Origin of the sequence: Rhodoligotrophos sp. CJ14, from assembly GCF_038811545.1 — a bacterium.
In the GTDB taxonomy this organism is placed as follows: domain Bacteria; phylum Pseudomonadota; class Alphaproteobacteria; order Rhizobiales; family Im1; genus Rhodoligotrophos; species Rhodoligotrophos ferricapiens.
Genome location: NZ_CP133319.1, coordinates 1,283,857 through 1,306,821 on the forward strand (window position 1 = coordinate 1,283,857; position 22,965 = coordinate 1,306,821).

Below are 22,965 nucleotides of genomic sequence, written 5' to 3' on the forward strand. Positions count from 1 at the left end.
GCGACTAACATGGCAGGCGAACAGGGCACGGGCGGACGACAGCCCAGGGTTTCCGAAACCGAGGCATTGCTCTTCCATCAGCGAGGCAAGCCCGGCAAGCTCGAGATCATCGCCACCAAGCCGATGGCCACTCAGCGCGACCTCAGTCTCGCCTATTCGCCGGGCGTTGCCTTTCCCGTGCGCCGCATCGCCGAGCAGCCGGAGACGGCTTACGACTATACCGCCAAGGGCAACATGGTGGCCGTGATCAGCAATGGTACCGCCATTCTCGGGCTTGGTGATCTCGGTGCATTGGCCTCCAAGCCGGTCATGGAAGGCAAGGCGGTTCTGTTCAAGCGGTTCGCCGATGTGGACGCCATCGATCTTGAGGTCGACACCAAGGACGTCGATGCCTTCATCAACTGCGTCCGCTACCTCGGCCCTGCTTTCGGCGGCATCAATCTTGAGGACATCAAGGCGCCCGATTGCTTCATCATCGAGCAACGCCTGCGCGAGCTGATGAACATCCCGGTCTTCCACGACGATCAGCACGGCACGGCCATCATCGCCGCCGCGGGCTTGATCAACGCCCTCCACCTCACCGGCCGTGACATCAAGGACATCAAGCTCGTCATCAATGGCGCCGGTTCCGCCGCGATCGCCTGCGCCGAGCTGATCAAGGCCATGGGCCTGCCCTCTGAGAACGCCATCCTCTGTGACTCCAAGGGCGTGATCTACAAGGGCCGCACCGATGGCATGAACCAGTGGAAATCCGCCCACGCCGTCGATACCGATGCCCGCACCCTCGCCGATGCCATGGTGGGCGCCGACGTCTTCTTCGGCCTCTCCGTCCAGGGCGCGCTCACCCAGAAGATGGTGGCGAGCATGGCGGACAAGCCGATCATCTTTGCCATGGCCAATCCCGATCCCGAGATCACGCCGGAAGAGGTGGCGGAGGTGCGCGATGACGCGATCATGGCGACCGGCCGCTCGGATTACCCGAACCAGATCAACAATGTTCTGGGCTTTCCTTACATCTTCCGCGGTGCCCTCGATGTGCGCGCCCGCACCATCAATGAGGAGATGAAGATCGCGGCTGCCGATGCGCTTGCCAGGCTTGCCCGCGAGGACGTCCCCGATGAGGTGGCGGCCGCCTATCACGGCCAGCGTCCTAAATATGGGCCGAACTACCTGATCCCTGCCCCCTTTGACCCGCGCCTGATCTCGACCGTGCCACCGGCCGTTGCCCGTGCTGCGATGGAATCCGGCGTTGCCGGCAAGCACATCGTTGACCTCGCCGCCTATTCCGCTGATCTCTCCGCGAGGCTTGATCCGATCGCTGGCTCTCTCCAGGGCATCTTCGAGCAGGTTCGACAGGCTGGAAAGCGCGTGGTCTTCGCCGAAGGTGAGGAGGAGCGCATGATCCGCGCCGCCAACAGCTTCGCCAATGCAGGTCTTGGCCATGCGATCCTGGTCGGACGCGAGAATCTGATCGAGCAGTCGGTTCGCTCACTCGGCATCGAGCTCAACGAGAACGTGAGCATCCTCAATGCCCGCCTGTCGGACCGCAATGCGGAATATGCGAGCTACATCTACCGGCGCATGCAACGGCGCGGCCTGCTGATGCGCGATTGCCAGCGCCTGGTGAACAATGACCGCAACGTGTTCGGCGCCTGCATGATCGCCCTCGGTGATGCGGACGCCATGGTCACCGGCATCACCCGCCATTATGGCGTGGCGCTGGATGACATCCAGCATGCGATCGACGTGCGCCCCAACCGGCGCCTCATCGGCGTGTCCATGGCGCTGTGCCGTGGCCGCACCGTCTTCGTCGCCGACACGACCGGCCAGGACAATCCGAGCGCCGAGGAGCTTGCCGACATTGCCGAGGAAGCCGCAAGCGTTGCCCGGCGCTTCGGCTATGAGCCCCGTGTTGCCTTGTTGAGCCAATCGACCTTCGGCCATCTTCAGAATGAGCGGGCCCAGCAGAGTCACGACGCAGTCTGCGTCCTCGATAGCCGTGGTGTCGATTTCGAATATGACGGCGAGATGCAGGCAGACGTGGCGCTCAGCCGCGAGGCCATGGCGCTCTATCCATTCTGCCGGCTGACGGGACCTGCGAATGTGCTGGTGATGCCCGCGGGCGACTCTGCCAATATCGCAACCAAGCTCCTGCAGCAGCTCGGTGGCGTGATGCTGGTCGGCCCGATGCTGGTGGGGCTTGAGCGATCGGTGCAGATCGCGCCGCTCAACGCAACCGCCAATGATCTCGTCAACATGGCCGCGATCGCAGCCTACGACCTTAATGGGTGATCAGCCAAGGCAAGCCTCTGCGGCAGCAGCAGCATGGAGCGAAGCTCTTAGCATTTGATTCACCATATCGCTCCAAGCTGTTGCCGGACCGTGCAAAAGGGCGCTGGCCTCATGTAAAGCGGCAACATGATTTTTGAGTCATGTTGCCCCCCATATTCCCTGCCTGACTTGACTTTTGGCAGAGGCGAAAGCGCTTCAAAGACGCATCTGCCTTAGCCGCAGCGAATTGGCGATCACCGACACCGAGGACAGGCTCATGGCCGCCGCCGCGACGATCGGCGACAGGAGCAGGCCAAAGATCGGATAGAGCACGCCCGCCGCGATCGGCACGCCGAGCACGTTGTAGATCGCGGCGAAAAACAGGTTCTCCTTGATCGACCGCATAACCGCAGCCGAAAGCCGGCGCGCACGCACGATGCCGTTGAGATCACCCTTAACCAGGGTGACCCCGGCGCTCTCCAGCGCCACATCCGAGCCCGTGCCCATGGCGATGCCCACATCCGCCGCACTCAGGGCTGGCGCATCATTGATGCCATCGCCGGCCATCGCGACCTTTGCGCCCTGCGCCTGCAGCTCTTTCACCACCGCGACCTTGCCTTCCGGCAGAACGCCCGCACGCACCTCCTCGATGCCGAGCGTCCGAGCGACTGCCTGAGCCGTGGTCTCATTATCGCCCGTCACCATGATGATCCGCAGGCCACCATCTCTTAACGCCGCAACCGCCTCGGCCGCATTGGCCTTGATGGCGTCCGCAACCGCGAGAGCACCAACGAGCTGACCATTGCGTGCAAGCAGCACGACGGTCTTGCCCTCCGCCCTCAATGCGGCGGCCTGTTGCGCGGCCTGCTCCCCGCGAACCGTCTGATCCTGCATGAAGAGCTCATTGCCCAGGCTGATCTCGGCGCCCCCGATCCGCCCTTTCACGCCCTTGCCGCTGACCGCCTGGAACTGCTCGACCACACCGGGGGTGATCCCGCGAGCTTGCGCGCCCTCCCGGATGGCCTCCGCCAGCGGATGCTCGCTGCCCGCTTCGAGCGATGCCGCAAGCCGCAGCACATCCTGCTCGCCTGCGCCATTGAACGTGATTACGTCGGTAAGCTTGGGCCGCCCCTCGGTGAGCGTGCCGGTCTTGTCCACGACCAGCGTGTCGACATTGGCAAGCCGCTCGAGGCTCTCGGCGCTTTTGACGAGCACCCCGAGCTGCGCCCCCCGCCCCGTGCCCACCATGATTGCCATTGGTGTTGCAAGCCCGAGTGCGCAGGGGCAGGCGATGATCAGAACGGAAACCGCGACGACGAGAGCATAGGCAAGCCGCGGCTCTGGCCCGATCAGCCCCCAGGCGATGAACGCAACCGCCGCAACGGCCATGACTGCCGGAACGAACCATCCCGCAAACACATCCGCAAGCCGCTGGATGGGCGCCCGTGACCTCTGTGCGTCCGCGACGAGCTGGACGATGCGCGCCAGCACCGTATCCGCACCGATTCGTTTGGCTTCCATGATGAAAGAGCCGGACCCGTTGAGCGTACCGCCGGTCACCGGATCACCGGCCGCCTTCTCGACCGGCATCGCTTCACCGGTCAGCATGGATTCGTTCACGCTGGATGCACCCTCCAGGACGACGCCGTCCACTGCTATCTTGTCGCCCGGCCGAACCCGGATGCGATCGCCGACCTTGAGCTCTGCAACCGGCACCTCTTCATCACCACCATCGGGCCGGACGCGGCGCGCAACCGGCGGCGCAAGATCAAGCAGCGCGCGAATGGCCCCGGACGTGCGCTCCCGGGCCTTGAGCTCGAGGATCTGCCCGAGCAGCACCAATAGGGTGATGACCGCAGCGGCCTCGAAATAGACCGCGACATTGCCGTGATGATCGCGGAAGCCCTGCGGGAAGATGCCCGGCGCGAGCGTCGCGACGAGGCTATAGGCATAGGCTGCGCCGACGCCGATGCCGATCAGCGTCCACATGTTGAGATTGCGCGTCTTGAGCGACGACCAGCAGCGCACAAAGAAACTGCTGCCCGCCCATAGAACCACCGGGCTCGCCAGCACGAGCTGCAGAAGATTGGGCACCGCCGCCCCGAAGCCGCTGAGCCAATCCTGCACCGGCAGGCCGAGATGGCTGCCCATCTCGATGATCAGAAGCGCAATGGCGAAAGGCAGGCTCACCCAGAACTTGTGCGTGAAGTCGACGAGTTCGGGGTTGGGGCCGCTGTCAACCGGAATACCCTTGGGCTCCAGAGCCATGCCGCAGATCGGGCATGTACCGGGGCCCACTTGCTCGATCTCGGGATGCATGGGGCATGTATAGATCGTGCCCTCAGGCATCGGCTCGGGGGCTGGCCGCTCCCCGAGGTAACGGTCGGGATCGGCGGCGAACTTGGCTTTGCAGCCCGCCGAGCAGAAATAATAAGTCTCCCCCTCATGCTCATGGCTGTGCTTCGCCGTCACCGGGTCGACGGACATGCCGCAGACCGGATCGCGGGCAGCTTGGACGGCATGGGCTGCCCCATGGTGATCGCCGTGCGCACCACAGCAACACCCATGCCCATGAGCGGGGTCGCGAGCGGTTTCGGTGGCCGGCTTTATGGCATTGTTGCTGCTGCAGCATCCGCGATCATGATGCGGGTCGGTCATGGGAGCTCCTAACGCTCAAAACGGCGATCGCACCTCATGTAGTCCTTCCAGTCACTGGAAGGTCAAGACTGTCATCATTCTGTTAAAATAGCGGAAGGACTCGCCCGCCCAGTGCTGTATGGTCTGGCTGCGTTGGGGTTGCGCGAGCGACTTATTCCCATGGACAGCATCACCTTCGCCGCGATCATTTCCGCGGCCTTCATGCACGCGGCCTGGAACGCCATGATCAAGATCGGCTTGGACCGGTTCATGTCCATGGCCTTGATGGGGCTCTGCATGGGTGGCCTCTCGCTGGCGCTGGCGCCCTTCTTTCCCCTGCCCGATCGTGCGGCCTGGCCCTATATGATCGCATCGCTGATCTGCCACATCGGTTATAATCTCTCGCTGGTCAGGGCCTATAGCCTGGGTGATCTCGGCCAGGTCTATCCATTGGCGCGCGGCGCGGCGCCCCTTGCGGTCGCCATTATTGGCGCCCTGCTCCTGTCCGAGCATCTGTCAGTGATGTCCTGGCTCGGCATTCTTGTGCTCGTGAGTGGCGTCTGGCTGATGGCGCTGAAAGGCGGCCGCGCAATTGGCGGCTCGCTTCATGTCTCGGCCATCACCGCAGCGCTTATCGTCTCGAGCTTCATCGCGACTTACACGGTGATCGATGGGATTGGCGGCCGCGTATCCGGCAGTCCCTCCGGCTATACACTCTGGCTGCTCGCGACCGAAGGGATTGCCATGCTTGCGATCGCGGTTGCCTTTCGCGGCCCTGCGGCCGTTCTTAACTTGAGAGGTGTGTGGCTCTCCGGCATGGTCGCCGGCGCGCTGTCGCTTGGGGCCTATTGGATCGCCATCTGGGCGATGTCGCGCGCACCTCTGGGCATGGTCGCGGCCCTGCGCGAAACCAGCATCTTCTTCGCGCTCGCCCTATCCGTAATGGCCCTGAAGGAGCCGCTGACACCCTGGCGGATCATCTCGGCGGCCATGATCGTCATGGGTGCCGTGAGCCTCCGCCTCGCCTGAAACCTCTGTTTGCCGCTGCTGTCCGATACGCTATCATTGCGTGCAAACACGGACCGGGAGCTGACATGGCCGACACAAACAGCATAACGACCAATCGCAGATGGTTCGTAGCCCTGGGCATTGCCCTTCTGGTGATCGGCTTCCTCGCCATCATCTTTCCGATTGTCTTCACCCTGACGGCGCAAGTGCTGGTGGGCATCGCCATGCTCGTCGGTGGGATAGCCGTTCTCGTCCATGCTTTCAGCGAGCGTAGCTGGGGCGGGCTGATTTGGGAGATTCTGGTCGGCGCCCTCTATGTCATCGCCGGCCTTTACTTCATTTTCGATCCGCTCGGCGGAATGGTCGCCTTCACCATCGCGCTGGCGGCCTTCTTCATCGTCGACGGCGTCTTTCGCATCATCATGGGCGTTAAGGCCCGTCCTCATTCCGGCGCGGTCTGGGCGATCATTGGCGGGATTGTCTCGATCCTTCTCGGTGTCTTGATCTGGAGTGGATTGCCGGGCTCTGCCACATGGGCGGTCGGCACGCTGCTGGGCATCAATCTCGCCTTCGCTGGCGCGACCTTCCTCGCTATGGGCACCTCCGCCTTCGGGCCGCGCTAGGAGCATTTTCGAGCGAAGCGGGAAGCGGTTCGCGTGAAGAAAATGCGACCAAAGCAAAGACCCGGCATTTTCGAGCGAAGCGGGAAGCGGTTCGCGTGAAGAAAATGCGACCAAAGCAAAGACCCAGAGCATTCGCGAGCGAATCACACAGCGTTCGCGTGTTGTCATAACTGTCTGCGAAGGGAGGAGCGGCAATCAGCCCTTTTCGGAGCAGGCACGAAATATGATGGCTTTGGTTTACAATGGGGCCCGTCCCGGACGGCGCTCCGTTCATTCTCGATGGCCAGGACTGATCTGATGAATGTGTCTTTCTTCCGCGAACTGCTGGACAGTATCGTTGACCGCAGTCGTGCCCTGACCACCCTGACGCTCGGCGGAAACGGGGCACATGGCGATGCGCTGGAGCTCGGCCGCCAGCTCTTGTCAAGGCGCGGTGAATCGTCCGGCGCCATCCTCGCCCAGCGGATCGTCATGGCTTACGAGCGGCTGGACGATGCCGGCAAGCTCGCCTTTTTCACCATGCTGAGCAGCGAGTTCATGCCCGATACCGACGCGGTGCTTGCGGCCGCGGCGGCCTACTCGAACTCGCCCTCCTCCAGCACGATGCGGGCCCTGAACAGGGCACTGGAATCGCCCCGCCAGGAGTTCTTCCGCAGGCTCAATTTCGCGCCCGGCGGCACCCAGGCCATCGTGCGCATGCGCGAGGACCTTCTGCGGCTTCTGAAGGCGCACCCCGAGTTGCGCCCCGTCGATGATGACATCGTCCACCTGTTCGGCTCCTGGTTCAACCGCGGCTTCCTCGTGCTGCGCCGGATAGACTGGTCGACCCCGGCCGATATCCTGGAAAAGATCATCCAGTACGAGGCGGTCCACGAGATCAATGGCTGGGATGACCTGAAGCGCCGGCTCGATCCGCGCGATCGCCGCTGCTATGCCTTTTTCCACCCGTCCCTCGTCGATGACCCCCTGATCTTCGTCGAGGTCGCCCTGGTGCGCGACATCCCGGGCTCGATCGATGGCCTGATCACCGCCGAGGCCGCCATCAGCGCCGAAGATCCGAACACCGCTGTCTTTTATTCGATCTCCAACTGCCAGAAGGGCCTTGCCGGCATCTCCTTCGGCAATTTCCTGATCAAGCAGGTGGTCACCGATCTCGCTCGCGAGATCCCATCGCTCAAGACCTTCGTGACCCTCTCTCCGGTTCCCGGCTTCCGCGCCTGGCTTGACGGCGAGCGTCACCGCGAGGACTCGCAGATCCTCACCCCTTCCGAGATCTCGACCCTGAGCGTTCTCGATCAGGAGGATTGGCAGAACAATCCCGAATGGATGAAGCTGCTCAAGCCCCTGCTCTGCGAACTGGCGGCCCATTATTTCCTGCGGGAGAAGCGCGCCAATGGCCAGCCGCTCGATCCGGTCGCGCGGTTCCATCTCGGCAATGGCGCAAGGCTTGAGCGCATCAACTGGCCCGGCGACCTCTCGCCGCGCGGTATCGCTCAGGCGGCCGGCCTGATGGTGAACTATCTCTATGACCTCAAGGACATCGAGAAGAATCACGAAGCCTATGCGGAACACGGCAAGGTGGTTGCGTCCCCCACCGTGATGAAGCTGGCCAAGACCCCGCGGTCGAAGCGGCTGCCCGTGCCGGCGAGCTGAGCTCGCCTGCTTGTCCAGATCCCATCAGGTGGACCGACCGCATAACACCTGAAGCTTCAACAGAGGCTCGACCGGGCGTGGCATAGGCCCCGCCCGGGCTGTCCTTGCGTCACGTCTTGAACGGATTGCCCGGTGCGGTGCGTGCGTAGCTCGTGCGGTCGCGCTCGCCCCCAACCCAAAGGCCTCTCACGCTCCGCGGCTATTTTATTTACCTCAAGCCCCGCGCCCACACAGAGAAAGAATTATATCATTTAGCGTAATTCGCATTGCAATCTCTGCCAAAAACGCTTGTAATCCGGCATCTCCGTTAGGAGCCGGAGCTGCGAGGGAATTGGGAGGACACATGAACTTCGACCTGCGCCGAGGTCGCTGTATTCGCCGACAGCAAGCTCGCGCCGCAACGTGCCGGCAATCGCAGAATTTACCCGATGCTGGGCTCGTTCGATGGACGCCCGCACTGGTCTGGTCGCAGCCTCTGCCATTCGCCGATGCGGCACGGGTGATCTGATGCCGCGCACCTCTGCACGAAAGGCTCCTGCTTCCGAGGCAGCCTCAGGCAGCGCTGCCGCCGGCACGCTCGCCCGCGGCCTGGCCATCATGGATCTGCTTCTTCAGGCGCGTCAGCCGATGACCCTGGCCGAAATCGGCGATTCGGTTGATCTCGACCACAGCACCACCCTGCGGCTGCTGCGGAGCCTCGAAGACCTCCGCCAGGTGATCCGTATCGGTCAGGGCCGCAAATATGTGTGTTCGCCCAAAGCCTTGCGGCCTCTTCCCCTCCTCCATCCGCTCGAGCAGCTTCGCCGCGAAAGCGCGCCCATGCTCTACGGCTTCTCCACGGAGGTTGGCGCAACCGCCGTGCTGGTCATCTATCTCGGCACGGAACGTCTCGTGGCGCAGGTCGCGACCAGCCCCGGCACCTTGAACCCCTATTACAATGCCTGGCTCGCCGGCCCGCTGCATGGCTCGGGGCCCGGCAAGGCGTTGCTCCTGAGCCTGTCGCCGGCCCAGCGTCGCGAGCTCGTGGGCGCCGAGCCGTTCAAAGCCTATACCGAGCACACCATCCGCACCTGGGAGGCGCTCGATGCCGACCTCCAGGAATCGGCGGCGCGCGGCTACGTGCTTGTGCGGGATGAATATTATCTCGGCCTCTCCGCCATGGCCTGCAACTTTTGCTCCGTCGCCGGCAACACGGTCGGCTGCATTGCCCTGACCGGTCACACCCGTGATTTTACGCCCGAGTGGATCGCACAAAGCAGCACCAAGCTGAAAAACCTCACCCGGCTGATCCCCATGCAGATCGGATCCCTCAGCCTGATCGACACGCTTTGCGGGCGATGACCGAAGCCACACCCGAACCGCACAGCCCCAAGTCCGGCTTGCTTACCTGACGGCCGAGCCGGAGAGGCAGATCATTTCACGCGCGCGGTGACAGCCGGCTGATTGGCAGGGCTCCCGCCAAGAAAGGAAGACCAATGACATCTGACCGCCATCCCGCCAAGATCACGGCAGCGCAGCTTCTCGTTCGTGAGCTGCAGTTGCATGGCGTCGATCGGGTTTTCTGCGTGCCCGGCGAGAGCTACCTGGCCGTGCTCGACGCCTTATACGATGCGCCTGAAATCAAGGTTGTGACCTGCCGTCACGAAGGCGGCGCCGTCATGATGGCAGATGCCTATAGCCGCTTGACCGGCAGGCCGGGCATCGCCTTTGCCACCCGTGGCCCTGGCGCGACGAATGCCTCCGCCGGCATCCACATCGCCCACCAGGACTCCTCCCCCGTCATCCTGTTCATCGGCGATATCGAACGCGGAGCGACCGAGCGCAACTCCTTCCAGGAGATCGACTTCGAGACCATGTTTCGGCCGATCACCAAATTCGTAAAGCAGATCGATGATGGCCGGCGTATTCCCGAACTGGTCAGCCGGGCATTCTATACCGCCACGTCTGGTCGGCCGGGGCCCGTGGTTTTATCGCTTTACGAGGATATGCTTCTGGACGAGGTCACACCATCCCCGTCCCGCCCCTGGAAGCCTGTCGAGACCACGCCCTCGCAGGCTGCTCTGGCTGAGTTTGCAGCGCGCCTTGAGCAAAGCGCCCGTCCTGTGCTGATCATCGGCGGTGGTGGCTGGAGCGCAAAGGGCGCCTCCGATCTCCGCCAGTTTGCCGAGCGCTGGGAGATACCGGTCATCGCAAGCTTCCGTTGCCAGGACTATGTCGACAACAACAGCCCCGCCTATATCGGCAATCTCGGGCTTGGCGCCAATCCCGCTTTGGCGAAGGTGGTTCGTGAATCCGATCTGGTCGTGCTGCTTGGGGCACGCTTGGGCGAGGTTTCCTCCAACAGCTATTCTCTCCTGGAGATCCCCGCACCGAAACAGGACCTGGTCCATATCCATCCCGATCCCGAGGAGCTTGGCAGCCTCTACCAGCCCACCCTCGCCATATGCGCAACCCCGCGGTGCGTTGCGACATCGCTTGCGGCCCTCCCCGTTCCGGAGAACCGCCCCTGGGCAAGCGCGCTTCCAGCCCTTCGTCAGGCCTATCTCGATTGGACAACCCCTGCACCCGTCCATGGCAAGATCCAGATGGGCGAGATCATGACCTGGCTGCGCGAGGCCTTGCCGCAAGATGCGATAATCACCAACGGCGCTGGCAATTTTGCGATCTGGCCCAACCGCTTCCATCGCTATCGCGGCTACGGCACCATGCTGGCCCCGCGTTCGGGTTCCATGGGCTATGGCCTTCCCGCCGCGGTGGCCGCCAAGATCACCCATCCCGAGCGGCAAGTCGTCTGCTTTGCCGGCGATGGCGACTTCATGATGACCGCCAACGAGCTGGCAACCGCCCTCATGCAGCAGGCGCCGATCATCGTCATCCTCTTGAACAACGCGATCTATGGCACGATCCGCATGCATCAGGAGCGCGATTATCCTGAACGCACCTGCGGCACGGATCTCGTCAATCCAGACTTTGTCACTCTGGCCAAGGCCTTCGGCGCCCATGGCGAGCGGGTGACGAGCACGGAGGAATTTGCTCCGGCATTCGAGCGGGCCCGCGCCAGCGGGCGCTCCGCCATCATAGAGCTCGTCATCGAGCCGGAGCTGATTTCCCCGACCGAGACCATCACCTCCCTGCGTCAGAAGGCCAAGGCACGTCTTGAGGCGGCGCGCCAATGACCCACGCGATCCGCATTCACGAGACAGGCGGGCCCGAGGTCATGCGCTGGGAGAAGGTCGATCCCGGCCATCCCGGTCCTGGCCAGGTGCGCCTGCGCCACACCGCGATCGGCGTCAATTTCATCGACGTCTACTATCGCACCGGCCTCTACCCCGCCTCATTGCCGCTCATCCTGGGGCGCGAGGGGGCCGGCGTGATCGAGGAAGTGGGGGAAGGCGTGAGCGGCTTCAAACCCGGCGACCGGGTTTCCTATGCCTCCATCATGGGCAGCTACGCCGAGGCGCGCCTCATCGATGCAGCCCATCTCGTGCACCTGCCCGAGACAATCGATGACGAGACCGCCGCCGCCATCACCCTGCAGGGCATGACGGCACGCTATCTCGTGAAATCGGTCTATCCGATCCGTTCGGGCGATAGAGTGCTCGTCCACGCGGCGGCGGGCGGCGTCGGCCTCCTCCTTTGCCAATGGGCATCTGCCCTCGGCGCCGAGGTGATCGGCACCGTCTCGACCAAGGCCAAGGCTGAACTCGCCAGAGCCGCCGGCTGCGCCCATCCGATCGTGACGACCAACGAGGACTTTCACGCCCGCGTCCTTGAGATCACTGACGGCCGCAAGGTGCCAGTGGTCTATGATTCCGTGGGGCGCGACACTTTCATGAAATCGCTCGATTGCCTGCAGCCCCTCGGCATGATGGTGGTGTTCGGGCAATCCTCCGGGACGATCCCTCCGATCGAGATCAACCTGCTTGCCCGCAAGGGCTCGCTCGTTCTGACGCGCCCGATGCTTTCGGACTTCATCGCGACGCGCGAACAGCTCGAAACTGTCTCGGCCGATCTCTTCGAGGCGATCTCGAGCGGCATGCTGCGCGCCACCATTGGCCAGCGCTTTGCCTTGCGCGATGCTGCGGAAGTTCATCGGGCGATCGAGGCCCGCAAGACCATCGGCAGCACCATCCTCACGCCGTGAGCATCCGATCACAGGCAACCATCGCGCCACCGGAATGATCGAGAAGGAGCCCGTAAAAATGGCCATCGATATGAACACCGATTATCAGAGGCCGCCGGCCGAGCTGGTCGACCGTTTCCGAACCTTGGCCTCCAGCACCGTGGGCAATGTGCTCGATGATCTCGGCATCGACGGCATCATCCTCAATTTGAAGCCCGTCGTCTTCGGCACCCGCATTGTCGGGCCGGCCTATACGGTGAAGGAAATCAGCGGCGTGCGCGGTACCTTCTCGGCCGCGGAATTCGGCTTGGGCGCTGTGATCGACACGGCCCGCTCGGGCGATGTTGTGGTGATCGATAATGCCGGCCAGCAGGTCTCGACCTGGGGCGGTATCGCCTCTCTCGCGGCCCGCAACAAGGGCGTGGGTGGCCTTATCGTTGATGGCGGCGTGCGCGATGCCGACGAGATCAACGAATTCGGCTTTCCCGTGTTCAGCCGGCACGTGGTGCCCCTCTCCGGCAAGACCCGGGTGAAGGTCATCGCGACCGGTGGCGTGGTGAAGATCGACGGCGTGCGCGTCTCGGCTGGCGATATCATTGTCGCCGACAGCACCGGTATCGTCTGCGTCCCCCTCGCTAAGGCCGAGGAGATCGCCGCGCGCGCCGAAAAGCTTGATCAGGATGACCGCCGCGCCATCGAGGAAATCAACAAGGGTCTCGATTTCACGACCGCCCTGTCGAAATTTCCAAAGCTCTGAATACCCACAGGCGGACGGGGCTGTTTAGCAGCCCCGTTAAAGCTCGATCCGGAACCGCTCGATCACCTCGGGGTCGGAATCATGGCCAAGCCCCGGCCCGTCACCAATATGGAATTGCCCGTTCGCATCGGGCAGACCACCGGCCCCATAGAGCGAGGCATCGAGCTGAACGCCGAAGCATTCGATCCGGTCAATCAGCGGCGAATGCGCGGCGATCTGTAAGGTGGCAAGCAGCCCCGGCCCGAAATAGGGCGAATGCGGAGCAACACGGACGCCGCACGTCTCGCCGGCCCGCACCACCTTCATGAACTCGGTGATACCGCCGATCTTCGTGACGCTCGGTTGCAGGTAATCGAGACAGCGCCTCTGCGCGAACGGCTCGAATGCCCAGGCATTGATGATATTCTCGCCCGCTGCAAGCGGTATCGGAAACCGCTCGCGCAGAAGCTGCATCGATGTGAGATCCTCCGGCGGCCAGATCGGCTCCTCGAGCCACAGGAGATTGAGATCGACCAGCGGCCGCGCAATTTCCTCCGCCTCTCGCAAGGTCCAGGCACAATTGACATCGACCATCAGCGGCACATCCGGCCCCAAAGCCTCGCGCGCCGCCGCAATGGCCGGCAGCGTGCGCTCATGCAGCTTGACCGCTCGGAACCCGCGCGACAGCGCCTTCTCGCAGGCACCCGCCACGATCGCCGGCTCGTTGAGCTTCATGAGGCTCGTATAGGCGTCGAGCTTGCGCCGTCCGATGCCGCCGAGCAGTTCCGCGACCGAAACCCCGGCGCGCTTGCCGGCGAGATCCCAGAGCGCGATGTCCAGGCCCGCCAGCGCGAACTGCGTCGGCCCGCCGCGGCCATAGATATGGAGCGTCTTCTTGAGATGCTCCATCGTGCCGGTGACATCACGCGCATCGCACTGGAGCGCCAGGGGTGTCACCAGCCTGCGCAGCACTTCGATGGTCGCCGGGATTACATTGAACCCGAAAGCTTCCCCCCAGCCCACGAGCCCGTCTTCCGTCTCGACCCTGACCAGGAGAAAGGGAAGATTTGGCCAATCTGCGCCGCCAAACCCGGTCAGCGGCCCATCATGGCGATAGGGCAGCGCCACGGTGATGCAATCGATGGAAACTATCCGCATCCGGTCTCTCCCGTTCTTAGTTGGCCTCGTGGCTTCCAACCAGGATCCGCTGGATGAGATCGCTGGAATGCAGCTCCTCCGGAGTTGCCGACGCGGCAATCTTTCCATTGGCCATAAGAAACGCATAATCCGCGTGCCGCAATGCTTTCTCCACCAGCTGCTCGACCAGCAGGATCGCGGTTCCACCACGCGCCAGATCAGCCGCGATCTGAAGGATGCGGTCGATCACCAGAGGCGCGAGCCCCGCCGAGGGCTCATCCAGGATCAGCAGCCGCGGCTCGCCGATCATCCCTTGCGCAACGGCCAGGATCTGCTGCTGCCCACCACTGAGCCGTGAGGCGAGTTGGTGCCGGCGCTCGGCCATTTCCGGGAAGATCGAATAGATCCGGTCGAGCTTCGAGCGATCACCGCGGCTGTTCTTGGCATAGGTTCCGAGCAGCAGGTTGTCCTCGATCGTCAGCGTGGTGAAGATCCGGTGCCCCTCGAGCACATTCACAATGCCCGAATTGACGATGCTGCGCGGATCCGTGCTGCTGATGTCCTGCCCGCCGAAACTCACCCGGCCCGAACGCTTCGGGATGAGCCCGCAGATGGCATGCAGGCTGGTGCTCTTGCCCGCGCCATTCCGGCCGAGCATCACTGCAAATTCGCCTTCGCGCACCTCGAAGCTCACCCCATGCACGACTTCGGCCTTGCCATAGGCCACGTGCAGATCATCGACCTTCAGCAGGACCGGTGCCTCGCGGCGCGGCTTATGCGTCGTTGCACTCATGTCATGCCCCCAGATAGACGCTGATCACTTCAGGATCATTCTGGATCGTATGCGGATCGCCCTGCTTCAGCAGCTGCCCCAGATTGAGAACGGTCACGCGATCGGAGATGCGGAAGACGAAATCCGTATGGTGCTCCACGATGAGCACGCCAATGCCCGCATTGCGCAAAGTCAGAACGATCTTCTCGAGCGCATCGATCTCGTGATCCGTAAGCCCGCCCGCCGGTTCATCCAGAAGAACGAAACGCGGCTGCATGACCAGCGCCCGCGCGACTTCCAGAAAGCGCTGCTCCCCATGCTCGAGGAGATTTGCGCGCCGGTCGATCGCATGCCCGAGCCCTACCCCTTCGAGTAGCTCTCTCGCAAGCTCTTGAATGGCGCTGTCATGGCGTCGCGAGCGAGGTAGGGAGAAGGTGGCCTCCAGGAGATTGGCGCCGTAATCGGTCCAGCCCCCCAGCATGGCGTTTTCGAGCACGGTCAGCGCTTCGAGGAGGCGCGGCTTCTGGAACGTTCTCGACACCCCGAGCCGCGCGCGCGTCTGGACGTCGCTGGCCGTCAGGTCCGTATCTCCCAGCGCGATCCTGCCGCTATCGGCCCGGTAATAGCCGCACAGCATGTTGAGCAGCGTGGTCTTGCCACTGCCATTCGGACCGATGAGCCCGTGGATTTCGCCTGGACGCACCTCGATGCTGACATTCGACAGCGCCTTGAGGCCGCCGAAAGCCTTGCTGACATTGCTTGCGGTCAGGAGCGCCATTTAGGGGCCTCCTGCTGCAACGTCGTGCTGAGCCGCCCAAGATCAGGGCGTATCCCCTCCCGGTCCCGCGCCAGTGGCCGGATGCGGTCTCTGATGATCTGGAAGAGATTGCCGAACCCCTCGGGCACGAGAAGCACGACGAGAAGCAGCAGCACGCCGTAGAAGAAATTGCCGAGATGGGCGAGCGGGGCGACCACCTCCGGCAGAGCCGCCAGCACCACGGTGCCGATGAACGGCCCGATCAAGCTCCCGCGCCCGCCCACCACGATGCAGACGAAAAAGAACATGCTGAGTTCGAAGACGAATGTCTCGGGCGTGATATAGGACTGGTACGAGGCGAACAGCGCCCCGGCAATCCCTGCCAATACACCGCTGAAGGTAAACACATAGAGCTTCAGCCGGTATATCGGCACACCGACCGATGCCGCCGCCACCTCGCTGTCACGCACCGAGATCATCGCTCGCCCCCAGGACGACCGTGTGAGGTTCCACACGAGCCAGCTCACGATGACGCCGATGGCCAGCACCATCCAATAGAAACCGGAAGGTGTGCCCAGCTGTCCCGGAAACGCCGGGGCCATCATGCCGACACCGCCCCCCGTCAGCCATTCCCACGCGATCGAGAGCTCGGTGACGATCATCGCGAAGGCGAGCGTCGTCATCGCGAAATAGAAGCCGGGCAGCCGCAGCGACGGCAGGCCGAGCGCCATGCCGCAGGCGCCGCCGACGGCACCGGCCGCCAGCATCGACAGCCACGGATCAATCCCCAGTTTGCCCGCGAGGATCGCGAAACAATAGGCGCCCATGGCAAGCAGGCCCACATGGCCGATCGAGATCTGCCCGCAATAGCCGATGACGAGATTAAGACCCGCCACCAGAACCCAGTAGATGCCGATCAGTGTCGCGATACGGATGTAATAGATGTTGTCGGTCAGGAAGGGCAGCAGGATCGCCGCCAGGACCATGAGCCCAATTCCCGTCATTTTGCTGAATGACGTCGTCATACGTGGCGAACCTTCTTCGCGCCGAACAGGCCTTCGGGCTTGACGATGAGAATGATGATCAGCAGGCCGATCGCCATGGTGTTCTGATACTCGCCCCCGAACAGGTAGGTGACGAGCGCGCTGATGACGCCGAGCAGAAGGCCGCCGATGATCGCGCCAATATTGGAGCCCAACCCGCCGACGGCGACGGCGATGAAGCCCATCAGTGTGAGCACATGCCCCAACGCGAAGTAGGCGAAAGTGAGCTGTCCGGCGGCAAACCCCGCGAGCGCCCCGATCACACCGGCGATAATATAGGAGGCGGCACGGATTCGATTGGTGGCAACACCTCTGGCGCGCGCCGCAAACGGATCCTCCGAGACCGCGATGAACACCTTGCCGTACATCGTGTTGCGATAGAAGAGCTCCAGCCCCACCGCGATCACCAAGACGGCGATGATCGGTAGCCAATATTTTTGGTCCGCAATCCCGGCGCCGAAATCCTGCGGAATGACCCGCGGAAACGGCTTTGGCTCCGTGCCCCACCACAGCGCGACGGACTGCTGAGTGATCGTCGCCAGCGCCAGCGTGCTGAGTAGCCACAAATGCTCGTCGGACCGATTGAGCACCCGGCGAATGGCCACAATTTCCATGATGAGGCCCGCCAGCGCGCCAATCGCCAGTGCACCGACCAGGCCCAGCAGAATGGGCCAGCCCAGCGACTGGATGAACCAGGCCCCGAACACCCCACCGAGCATGCAGAGATGCCCGGTGGCGACGCTCAGCACCTTGGAGGTTGAGAACATCACGTTGAATGCCAGCGCGGTGGCGGCATAAAGTGCACCGATTGCCAGGCCGGTCACGATCACGGACAGGATCATGTCCACCTTCCCCTACAGCATTTTCGAGCGAAGTGGATACCGGTTCGCGCGAGAGAAAATGCGATCAAACAACAACTTGGAACGGATTTGCGGACCGGTTGAATGGCGCCTTGCTCCGCAATTCCCTGGAAAGCAGCAGGGCGGCACCCTTGCTTGGCCATCAACGAGCGGCCCCACTGCTGCGTCATGCATCTCGCTCGAGGTGCATGGCCTTACTGGTTGGGCGCCGCCTTGAAGCCACCATCCCGGAACGTATTGGCCAGGTTGATGACGATATCGGCATCGGGGAAGCCGTTCCGGTCCTCGGGCCCCCAGCTATAGGTCGCATAGACCAGCTTCAGGTCCTTCGTGTCCTCGAGCGCCTTCTGGACGGCCTCGCCATCGGTCGAACCCGCCGTCTTGACCGCATGCTCGATGATCTTGACGGTGTCATAGCCAAGCGCGATCCACCAGAAGGTGAAGTCGATCTTTCCGCCCAGCTTCGGGCGGACAGCGTCCATCAGCGCCTGGGTACGCTCCGGGAACTTGCCAGTCTCATCATAGGTTGTGCTCGCATAGCCTGCCGCATAGGTATTCTCCCAATACTCAGGCTTGTTGAGCAGCGCTCGAATGGGCGTTCCCATGATGGCGGGGTGGCCAACCACCGGCACATCCCAATTCATCTCGCCCCGCGTGTTGAGAATCCGCCCCAGCAATCCGGTTGCGGCCGACCATGGCATGACCACTTCGGCACCCGCGGCCCGGGCCTTGCCGAGCTCATCGGTGAGATCGGTCTTGTTGGCGTCGACCAGGGCGGAATAGACGGGCTCGATTCCGCGCTCCTTGAGCAGCGCTTCCGCCTGTTTCACCGTCGCGGTGCCATAGCCGGTGGTATCACCGATGATTGCGATCTTGCTCGCCTTCAGCTTGTCGACTGCATAGGCATTGGCGGAGCCCACCCACTGGGTATTGGTGTTGATCGCGCGAAAAGCCCGGGGGTAAAGCTGCGGATTGGTAAGCTCATCCACCGTTCCGATGATGATGTTCGGAATGCCCGCACGGCTCAAGATCGGCACAGCCGCGAGCGACTCGCCCGAATTGACGGGCCCGATCACGAAATCGACCTTCTCCGAGAAGGCGAGTTGCTGGGCGAAATTGACCGCTTTGGTGGGATCACCCATCGTGTCGCGGGTGACGAGCTCGAGCTTGCGGCCGTTGATTCCGCCGGCGGCATTGATCTCGTCCACCGCGAACTGCACGCCCACATTCTCGGCGATCGCCGCCGATGATAGCGGTCCTGTCAGCGACGAAAGCCAGCCGATCCGGATCGGCTGTGAATTGTCCTGAGCCAGCGCGGGCATCCCCCCGGCCAGCAAAAGCGCAGCGCCGAGCACGGCTCGCCTGCTCACACGAAACGTCATTGTCGCATCCTCCCTGTCGATGGCGGTATGGACCATGGCCCCCTTTGGTGGCCCAACATGACCGACGAGCACATCTCTTGCAATATCTATTTTGCTCTTTGAAATGAACTTTGAAACAGTCTCCCGCGCGCCAAAATGCGCTGGACAGCCACGAGAAACGGCGAATTACTGCACTTCTCAGTGACGGCTGATCGAGCGCCGGGGGAGCCCGGCATCATCCTCTTAAGTGCCCCTGATCATTCTCGGTCCAGTGTGAACGACCGCTTCTCTGAAATTTTTATTTCTTGTAACGACACCGAACGGACGATAAGAGGCGAGGCAGGGAGAAGCACAATGCGCATCACCAAGATGGAAACCGCTCTGGTCGATTTGCCGCTGCCGGAGCCCCTGCGAACCGCAATCCACGAAATAAAGAACGTCTGCTGCTTTTTGCTGACGCTCCATACCGATTCCGGCCTGACCGGGGAAGGCTATGGCTTTTCCTTCCAGATGAACCGTCTGAAGGCGATCCGTGACTTTACCTTGAGCCTGGAGAATCTCGTCATCGGTCGTGATCCGCACGATGTCGAAAAAATCTGGGCGGACATCCAGCGTGCCCTGAATTTCTACGGACAGGCAGGGGTTGCCGTTCTTGCAACGAACCCGATCGACCTCGCCTGCTGGGACCTGATTGGAAAGGCGGCCGGCCAGCCACTTTACAGGCTATTCGGCGCCTGCCGCGATCGCGTGCCGGTCTATGCCAGTGGGGGGCTGTGGCTGTCATCCGATTGCGAGGCTCTGGCGAGGGAGGCCCGGTCATTCCGTGCACAGAACTTCCGCGCGATGAAGCTTCGCCTTGGCTCGCCGCGTTGGCAGGACGATATTGCCAGGGTCGAGGCCGTGCGCGATGCGATCGGCCCCGATATCGCCCTGATGGTCGATGCCAATCAGGGCCTCAACGAGGCGAGAGCCCTCCGGCTTGGACGCGAGCTCGAGCGTTTCGATCTTGTCTGGTATGAGGAGCCTCTGCCCACCTGGTGCGATGCAGGTCACCGGGCCTTGGCCCAAGCGCTCGATGTGCCGCTGGCAAGCGGAGAGACCGAGTACACGGCCCAAGGCATTCGCCGGATGGTCGAGCATGCCGGCATCGACATTATGATGCCCGATCTGCAGCGCATGGGCGGCTATACCGAGATGCGTCGGGCCTGCCAGTATCTCGCCGTAAGAGAGGTGCCCGTCTCACCGCACATCTTCACCGAGCACAGCCTGCATATCGTGGCCTCGAGCCCGAACGCCACCTGGTGTGAGCATATGCCTTGGTTCTCGGCCCTATTCGCCGAGGAGATGACGATCGATGCGGACGGGATGGTCGCCCTGCCAGACCGGCCCGGTATCGGTTTCACCTTCGATCCGAACAAATTCGACAAATACCGCCTTGCGTAAAGGTGCCATCGCCGGACCGGCGTCCGGTAACCATGGAGGAGCAACGATGCCCGTAATCCAAATCACCATGATCGAGGGACGCACCCAGGATCAGAAATCCGCGATGTATCGCGAGGTGACTGACGCCGTTCAGCGAACCCTCGGCAGCCCGCCCGAAAGCGTCCGCATCATTGTGAACGAGGTCCCGCGCACCCACTTCGCCGTCGCTGGCATCGCGAAGTCCGAGTCCAGCAAGACATAAAGCGGTTGGTTATTGATTTAGCACGACAGGCGAGCCGCTAGTCTAGAGCATTGCCGGGCGAAGTGGATACCGGTTCGCGTGAAGAAAATGCGGCCAAGCGACAATTAGAGCGGTTCGCGATTCAAAGAAAATCGGAACCGCTCTAGCGGCTTCCCCACATGGCTTGGTGGAACGCGCGGGTCCGGCCAAGGCACCTATAGGAAATTTCCAGCCCGGCCCAGCGCCGGAAAGGTCACCAGGAATTCTTTGATCCGCTCGACCGCTTCGAGCAGCCTGGCCTGATCGGTCGCATAGGAGAGCCGCAGGAATCCGCTGCCATTTGCGCCAAAGCTGTCACCTGGCACGACCGCCACATGCGCACGCTCCAGCAGCTTGTCTGCCAATGCCTCGCTTGGCCATCCCGTGTCCGTAACATCGGGAAAAGCATAGAATGCCCCGCCCGGCACGCGGCAACTGACCCCCGGAATGTCATTGAGAGCGGCAATGAGCGCATCGCGCCGCTGCTGCAGGACAAGGCGGTAATTCGCGATCTCCGTCCGCGGCCCCGTGATGGCCGCAAGTCCCCCCATTTGCGCAGCCACATTCACGCAGGAATGGGTGGCCGAGATCAGCTTGCGCACATGCCCGATGAGGTGAAGCGGCCACACCCCGAACCCGAGCCGCCAGCCGGTCATGGCGAAGGTCTTGCTCCACCCGTCGAGCAGAATGGTCCGGTTGCGCAGTCCCGGATGAGAGAACAGGCTGGTGAAGTCCGAATCCTCGAACACGAGCTGCGAATAGATTTCATCGCTCAGCACCAGCACTTGCGGGTGAGCCTCGAGCCCTTGCGCCAGCACGTCGAGCTCATGGCGCGGCACCACGCCGCCCGTGGGATTGGCTGGGCTATTGACGATGATCAGCCGGGTATTGGCATTGACGAGCCCCATCACCTCCTGGGCATCGAAGGCGAAATCCTTCTCCTGGTGAATGGGATAGGGAATGGCCCGCGCACCCGATAAGCGAATGGCCTCGCGATAGCAGGGAAAACCCGGATCCGGATAGAGGATCTCAGCCCCCGCCCCGCCCAGCAGCATGGCGGCAAGGAAGATGGTCACCTTGCCCCCTGGCACGATCACCACCTCATCCCGCGAAACGCTCGCGCCGGTTCTTGTCATCACATCGACAGCCACCGCCTCGCGCAGCGCATCAATGCCTACACTCGACGTATAGCCATGCGGACCGTCCCTGAGGGCGCGAATCGCAGCCTCAATCACATGCGCCGGCGGCACGAGATCGGGCTGGCCGATCCCGAGATTGATCACATCATTGCCCGCGGCTTTCGACTGCAGCACGCGGTCCAGCACCGCGAATGCACCCTCCTCCACGATTCCGGCTGCATGGATGTTGAGGTTGAGTTCTGTCATCGAGCCCCCAAATTGTCAGTGTTTCCGATTGTCACTCTCCGCCAAGAGCCGACTGATGAAGCGCTGCGGATCCCCCGAAGCGGCCGCCTTAACATAGAGGTCCTTTATCGCTTCTGCGAGAGGCGTTGTGCACTGCATCGATTGCAAGAGCTCAATCCCATAGCTGATATCTTTCGTGGCATTCGCGACGCTGAACGCATAGCCGTCGAAATCACCGGCAACGGCTGCGTCCATGATCCGGCGTAGGGCGAGCGAATTGCCTGATCCGCACAGCATCACGTCATAGAGCTTTTGCCAGTCGATCTCGGCCTCGCGCGCGAGCCGGAAGGCCTCGATGATCACCGCAACTGTACCCAGCACATGATAGTTGCTGATTAGTTTTGCCGTATTGCCCGCTCCAGGACCGCCGAACCAGGAAACCTGGCGGCAGAAGCAATCAAGCACGGGCCGTGCGCGCTCGAAATCCTCAGCCGCCGCGCCGACCAGTGCGCCGAGCTGCCCGGCTTTCGCCTCCTTGGTCCCGCCCGCAAGCGGCGCGTCCACAAACCCGATTCCCCTTGCCTTGAGCTCACCATGAAGCCGGCGGCTCGATTGCGGCTCGGCTGTGGTCGTATCGATCACCAGCTGACCTGCGGTAAGTCCCGGCCGCATGTCGGCGACCACCGCTTCGACGATCTGCGAATTGGGCAGGCAGAGGATGATGACCTCGCTTGTGCTTGCGAGCGCCTCGGCGCTTGCGGCCTCCTCCGCGCCCAGCGCGATCAGCGCCTCGATCCGCTCCCGCCGCTTATGGCCGAGCACACGCAGCTCATGCCCGTGCTTGATCAGGTTCTCGGCCATGCCCTGACCCATGATGCCAGCGCCCGCGAAGCCAATCCGCATGATGGAGACCTCTCT

At 62.6% G+C, this 22,965-nt stretch carries 19 protein-coding genes; 10 read left to right on the forward strand and 9 right to left on the reverse strand.

Annotated elements, in window-relative coordinates; all coding sequences use genetic code 11:
* Nucleotides 1-9 precede the first annotated feature (9 nt).
* The gene (locus tag RCF49_RS05910) at nucleotides 10-2,292 is read left to right on the forward strand and encodes an NADP-dependent malic enzyme (protein ID WP_342643111.1); all 2,283 of its coding nucleotides are present in this window, start codon (nucleotides 10-12) and stop codon (nucleotides 2,290-2,292) included.
* A 195-nt stretch (nucleotides 2,293-2,487) separates the two neighbouring features.
* On the opposite strand, the gene RCF49_RS05915 is transcribed toward RCF49_RS05910, so the two are convergent.
* A complete protein-coding gene (locus RCF49_RS05915) occupies nucleotides 2,488-4,929 on the reverse strand; it encodes a heavy metal translocating P-type ATPase (protein WP_342643112.1) in 2,442 nt (813 codons plus the stop codon).
* 159 nt (nucleotides 4,930-5,088) lie between these two features.
* Here RCF49_RS05915 and RCF49_RS05920 point away from each other — a divergent pair, with 159 nt between their 5' ends.
* The 7 genes from RCF49_RS05920 to RCF49_RS05950 all read left to right on the forward strand — a co-directional run bounded on the left by RCF49_RS05920 (nucleotide 5,089) and on the right by RCF49_RS05950 (nucleotide 13,072).
* Nucleotides 5,089-5,937 (forward strand): EamA family transporter, encoded by an 849-nt coding sequence (locus RCF49_RS05920; protein WP_342643113.1) that lies wholly within the window; start codon nucleotides 5,089-5,091, stop codon nucleotides 5,935-5,937.
* 65 nt (nucleotides 5,938-6,002) lie between these two features.
* Nucleotides 6,003-6,539: an HdeD family acid-resistance protein gene (locus RCF49_RS05925; protein WP_342643114.1), complete on the forward strand. Its 537-nt coding sequence runs from the start codon at nucleotides 6,003-6,005 to the stop codon at nucleotides 6,537-6,539.
* A gap of 297 nt (nucleotides 6,540-6,836) precedes the next feature.
* Entirely contained in the window at nucleotides 6,837-8,192 is a 1,356-nt protein-coding gene (locus RCF49_RS05930; protein ID WP_342643115.1) for a malonyl-CoA decarboxylase, read from the forward strand.
* Nucleotides 8,193-8,636: 444 nt separating this feature from the next.
* Nucleotides 8,637-9,533, forward strand: coding sequence for an IclR family transcriptional regulator (locus RCF49_RS05935; RefSeq protein WP_342643116.1), 897 nt, complete (start codon nucleotides 8,637-8,639; stop codon nucleotides 9,531-9,533).
* Between the two features lie 134 nt (nucleotides 9,534-9,667).
* Nucleotides 9,668-11,368 (forward strand): thiamine pyrophosphate-binding protein, encoded by a 1,701-nt coding sequence (locus tag RCF49_RS05940; RefSeq protein WP_342643117.1) that lies wholly within the window; start codon nucleotides 9,668-9,670, stop codon nucleotides 11,366-11,368.
* Nucleotides 11,365-12,336 carry a quinone oxidoreductase family protein gene (locus RCF49_RS05945; protein ID WP_342643118.1) on the forward strand — a complete coding sequence of 324 codons (972 nt, stop codon included), beginning with the start codon at nucleotides 11,365-11,367 and terminating at the stop codon, nucleotides 12,334-12,336. Before RCF49_RS05940 ends, RCF49_RS05945 begins: the two co-directional genes overlap by 4 nt.
* 58 nt (nucleotides 12,337-12,394) lie before the next feature.
* A complete protein-coding gene (locus tag RCF49_RS05950; protein ID WP_342643119.1) occupies nucleotides 12,395-13,072 on the forward strand; it encodes an RraA family protein in 678 nt (225 codons plus the stop codon).
* 36 nt (nucleotides 13,073-13,108) lie between these two features.
* Here RCF49_RS05950 and RCF49_RS05955 read toward each other — a convergent pair whose 3' ends face one another.
* The 6 genes from RCF49_RS05955 to RCF49_RS05980 form a co-directional block, all read right to left on the reverse strand.
* Nucleotides 13,109-14,209, reverse strand: coding sequence for a mandelate racemase/muconate lactonizing enzyme family protein (locus RCF49_RS05955; RefSeq protein ID WP_342643120.1), 1,101 nt, complete (start codon nucleotides 14,207-14,209; stop codon nucleotides 13,109-13,111).
* A gap of 16 nt (nucleotides 14,210-14,225) precedes the next feature.
* Nucleotides 14,226-14,981, reverse strand: coding sequence for an ABC transporter ATP-binding protein (locus RCF49_RS05960; RefSeq protein ID WP_342643121.1), 756 nt, complete (start codon nucleotides 14,979-14,981; stop codon nucleotides 14,226-14,228).
* Nucleotide 14,982: 1 nt separating this feature from the next.
* Nucleotides 14,983-15,738, reverse strand: a complete 756-nt coding sequence (locus tag RCF49_RS05965; protein WP_342643122.1) for an ABC transporter ATP-binding protein — start codon at nucleotides 15,736-15,738, stop codon at nucleotides 14,983-14,985.
* Nucleotides 15,726-16,742, reverse strand: coding sequence for a branched-chain amino acid ABC transporter permease (locus tag RCF49_RS05970; RefSeq protein WP_342643123.1), 1,017 nt, complete (start codon nucleotides 16,740-16,742; stop codon nucleotides 15,726-15,728). The genes RCF49_RS05965 and RCF49_RS05970 overlap by 13 nt, the downstream gene beginning before the upstream one ends.
* On the reverse strand, nucleotides 16,739-17,602 hold the full coding sequence (locus tag RCF49_RS05975; protein WP_342643124.1) for a branched-chain amino acid ABC transporter permease: 864 nt from the start codon (nucleotides 17,600-17,602) through the stop codon (nucleotides 16,739-16,741). The genes RCF49_RS05970 and RCF49_RS05975 overlap by 4 nt, the downstream gene beginning before the upstream one ends.
* Nucleotides 17,603-17,814: 212 nt before the next feature.
* A complete protein-coding gene (locus tag RCF49_RS05980) occupies nucleotides 17,815-19,002 on the reverse strand; it encodes an ABC transporter substrate-binding protein (RefSeq protein ID WP_342643125.1) in 1,188 nt (395 codons plus the stop codon).
* A 333-nt stretch (nucleotides 19,003-19,335) separates the two neighbouring features.
* Between RCF49_RS05980 and RCF49_RS05985 the strand changes: the two genes are divergently transcribed.
* Nucleotides 19,336-20,424 carry a mandelate racemase/muconate lactonizing enzyme family protein gene (locus RCF49_RS05985; RefSeq protein ID WP_342643126.1) on the forward strand — a complete coding sequence of 363 codons (1,089 nt, stop codon included), beginning with the start codon at nucleotides 19,336-19,338 and terminating at the stop codon, nucleotides 20,422-20,424.
* Nucleotides 20,425-20,470: 46 nt separating this feature from the next.
* On the forward strand, nucleotides 20,471-20,665 hold the full coding sequence (locus RCF49_RS05990) for a 2-hydroxymuconate tautomerase (RefSeq protein WP_342643127.1): 195 nt from the start codon (nucleotides 20,471-20,473) through the stop codon (nucleotides 20,663-20,665).
* A 194-nt stretch (nucleotides 20,666-20,859) separates the two neighbouring features.
* On the opposite strand, the gene RCF49_RS05995 is transcribed toward RCF49_RS05990, so the two are convergent.
* Together RCF49_RS05995 and RCF49_RS06000 are read right to left on the reverse strand one after the other, a co-directional pair.
* On the reverse strand, nucleotides 20,860-22,068 hold the full coding sequence (locus RCF49_RS05995; RefSeq protein WP_342643128.1) for a pyridoxal phosphate-dependent aminotransferase: 1,209 nt from the start codon (nucleotides 22,066-22,068) through the stop codon (nucleotides 20,860-20,862).
* Between the two features lie 15 nt (nucleotides 22,069-22,083).
* A complete protein-coding gene (locus RCF49_RS06000; RefSeq protein WP_342643129.1) occupies nucleotides 22,084-22,950 on the reverse strand; it encodes an NAD(P)-dependent oxidoreductase in 867 nt (288 codons plus the stop codon).
* Between the last annotated feature and the right edge of the window lie 15 nt (nucleotides 22,951-22,965).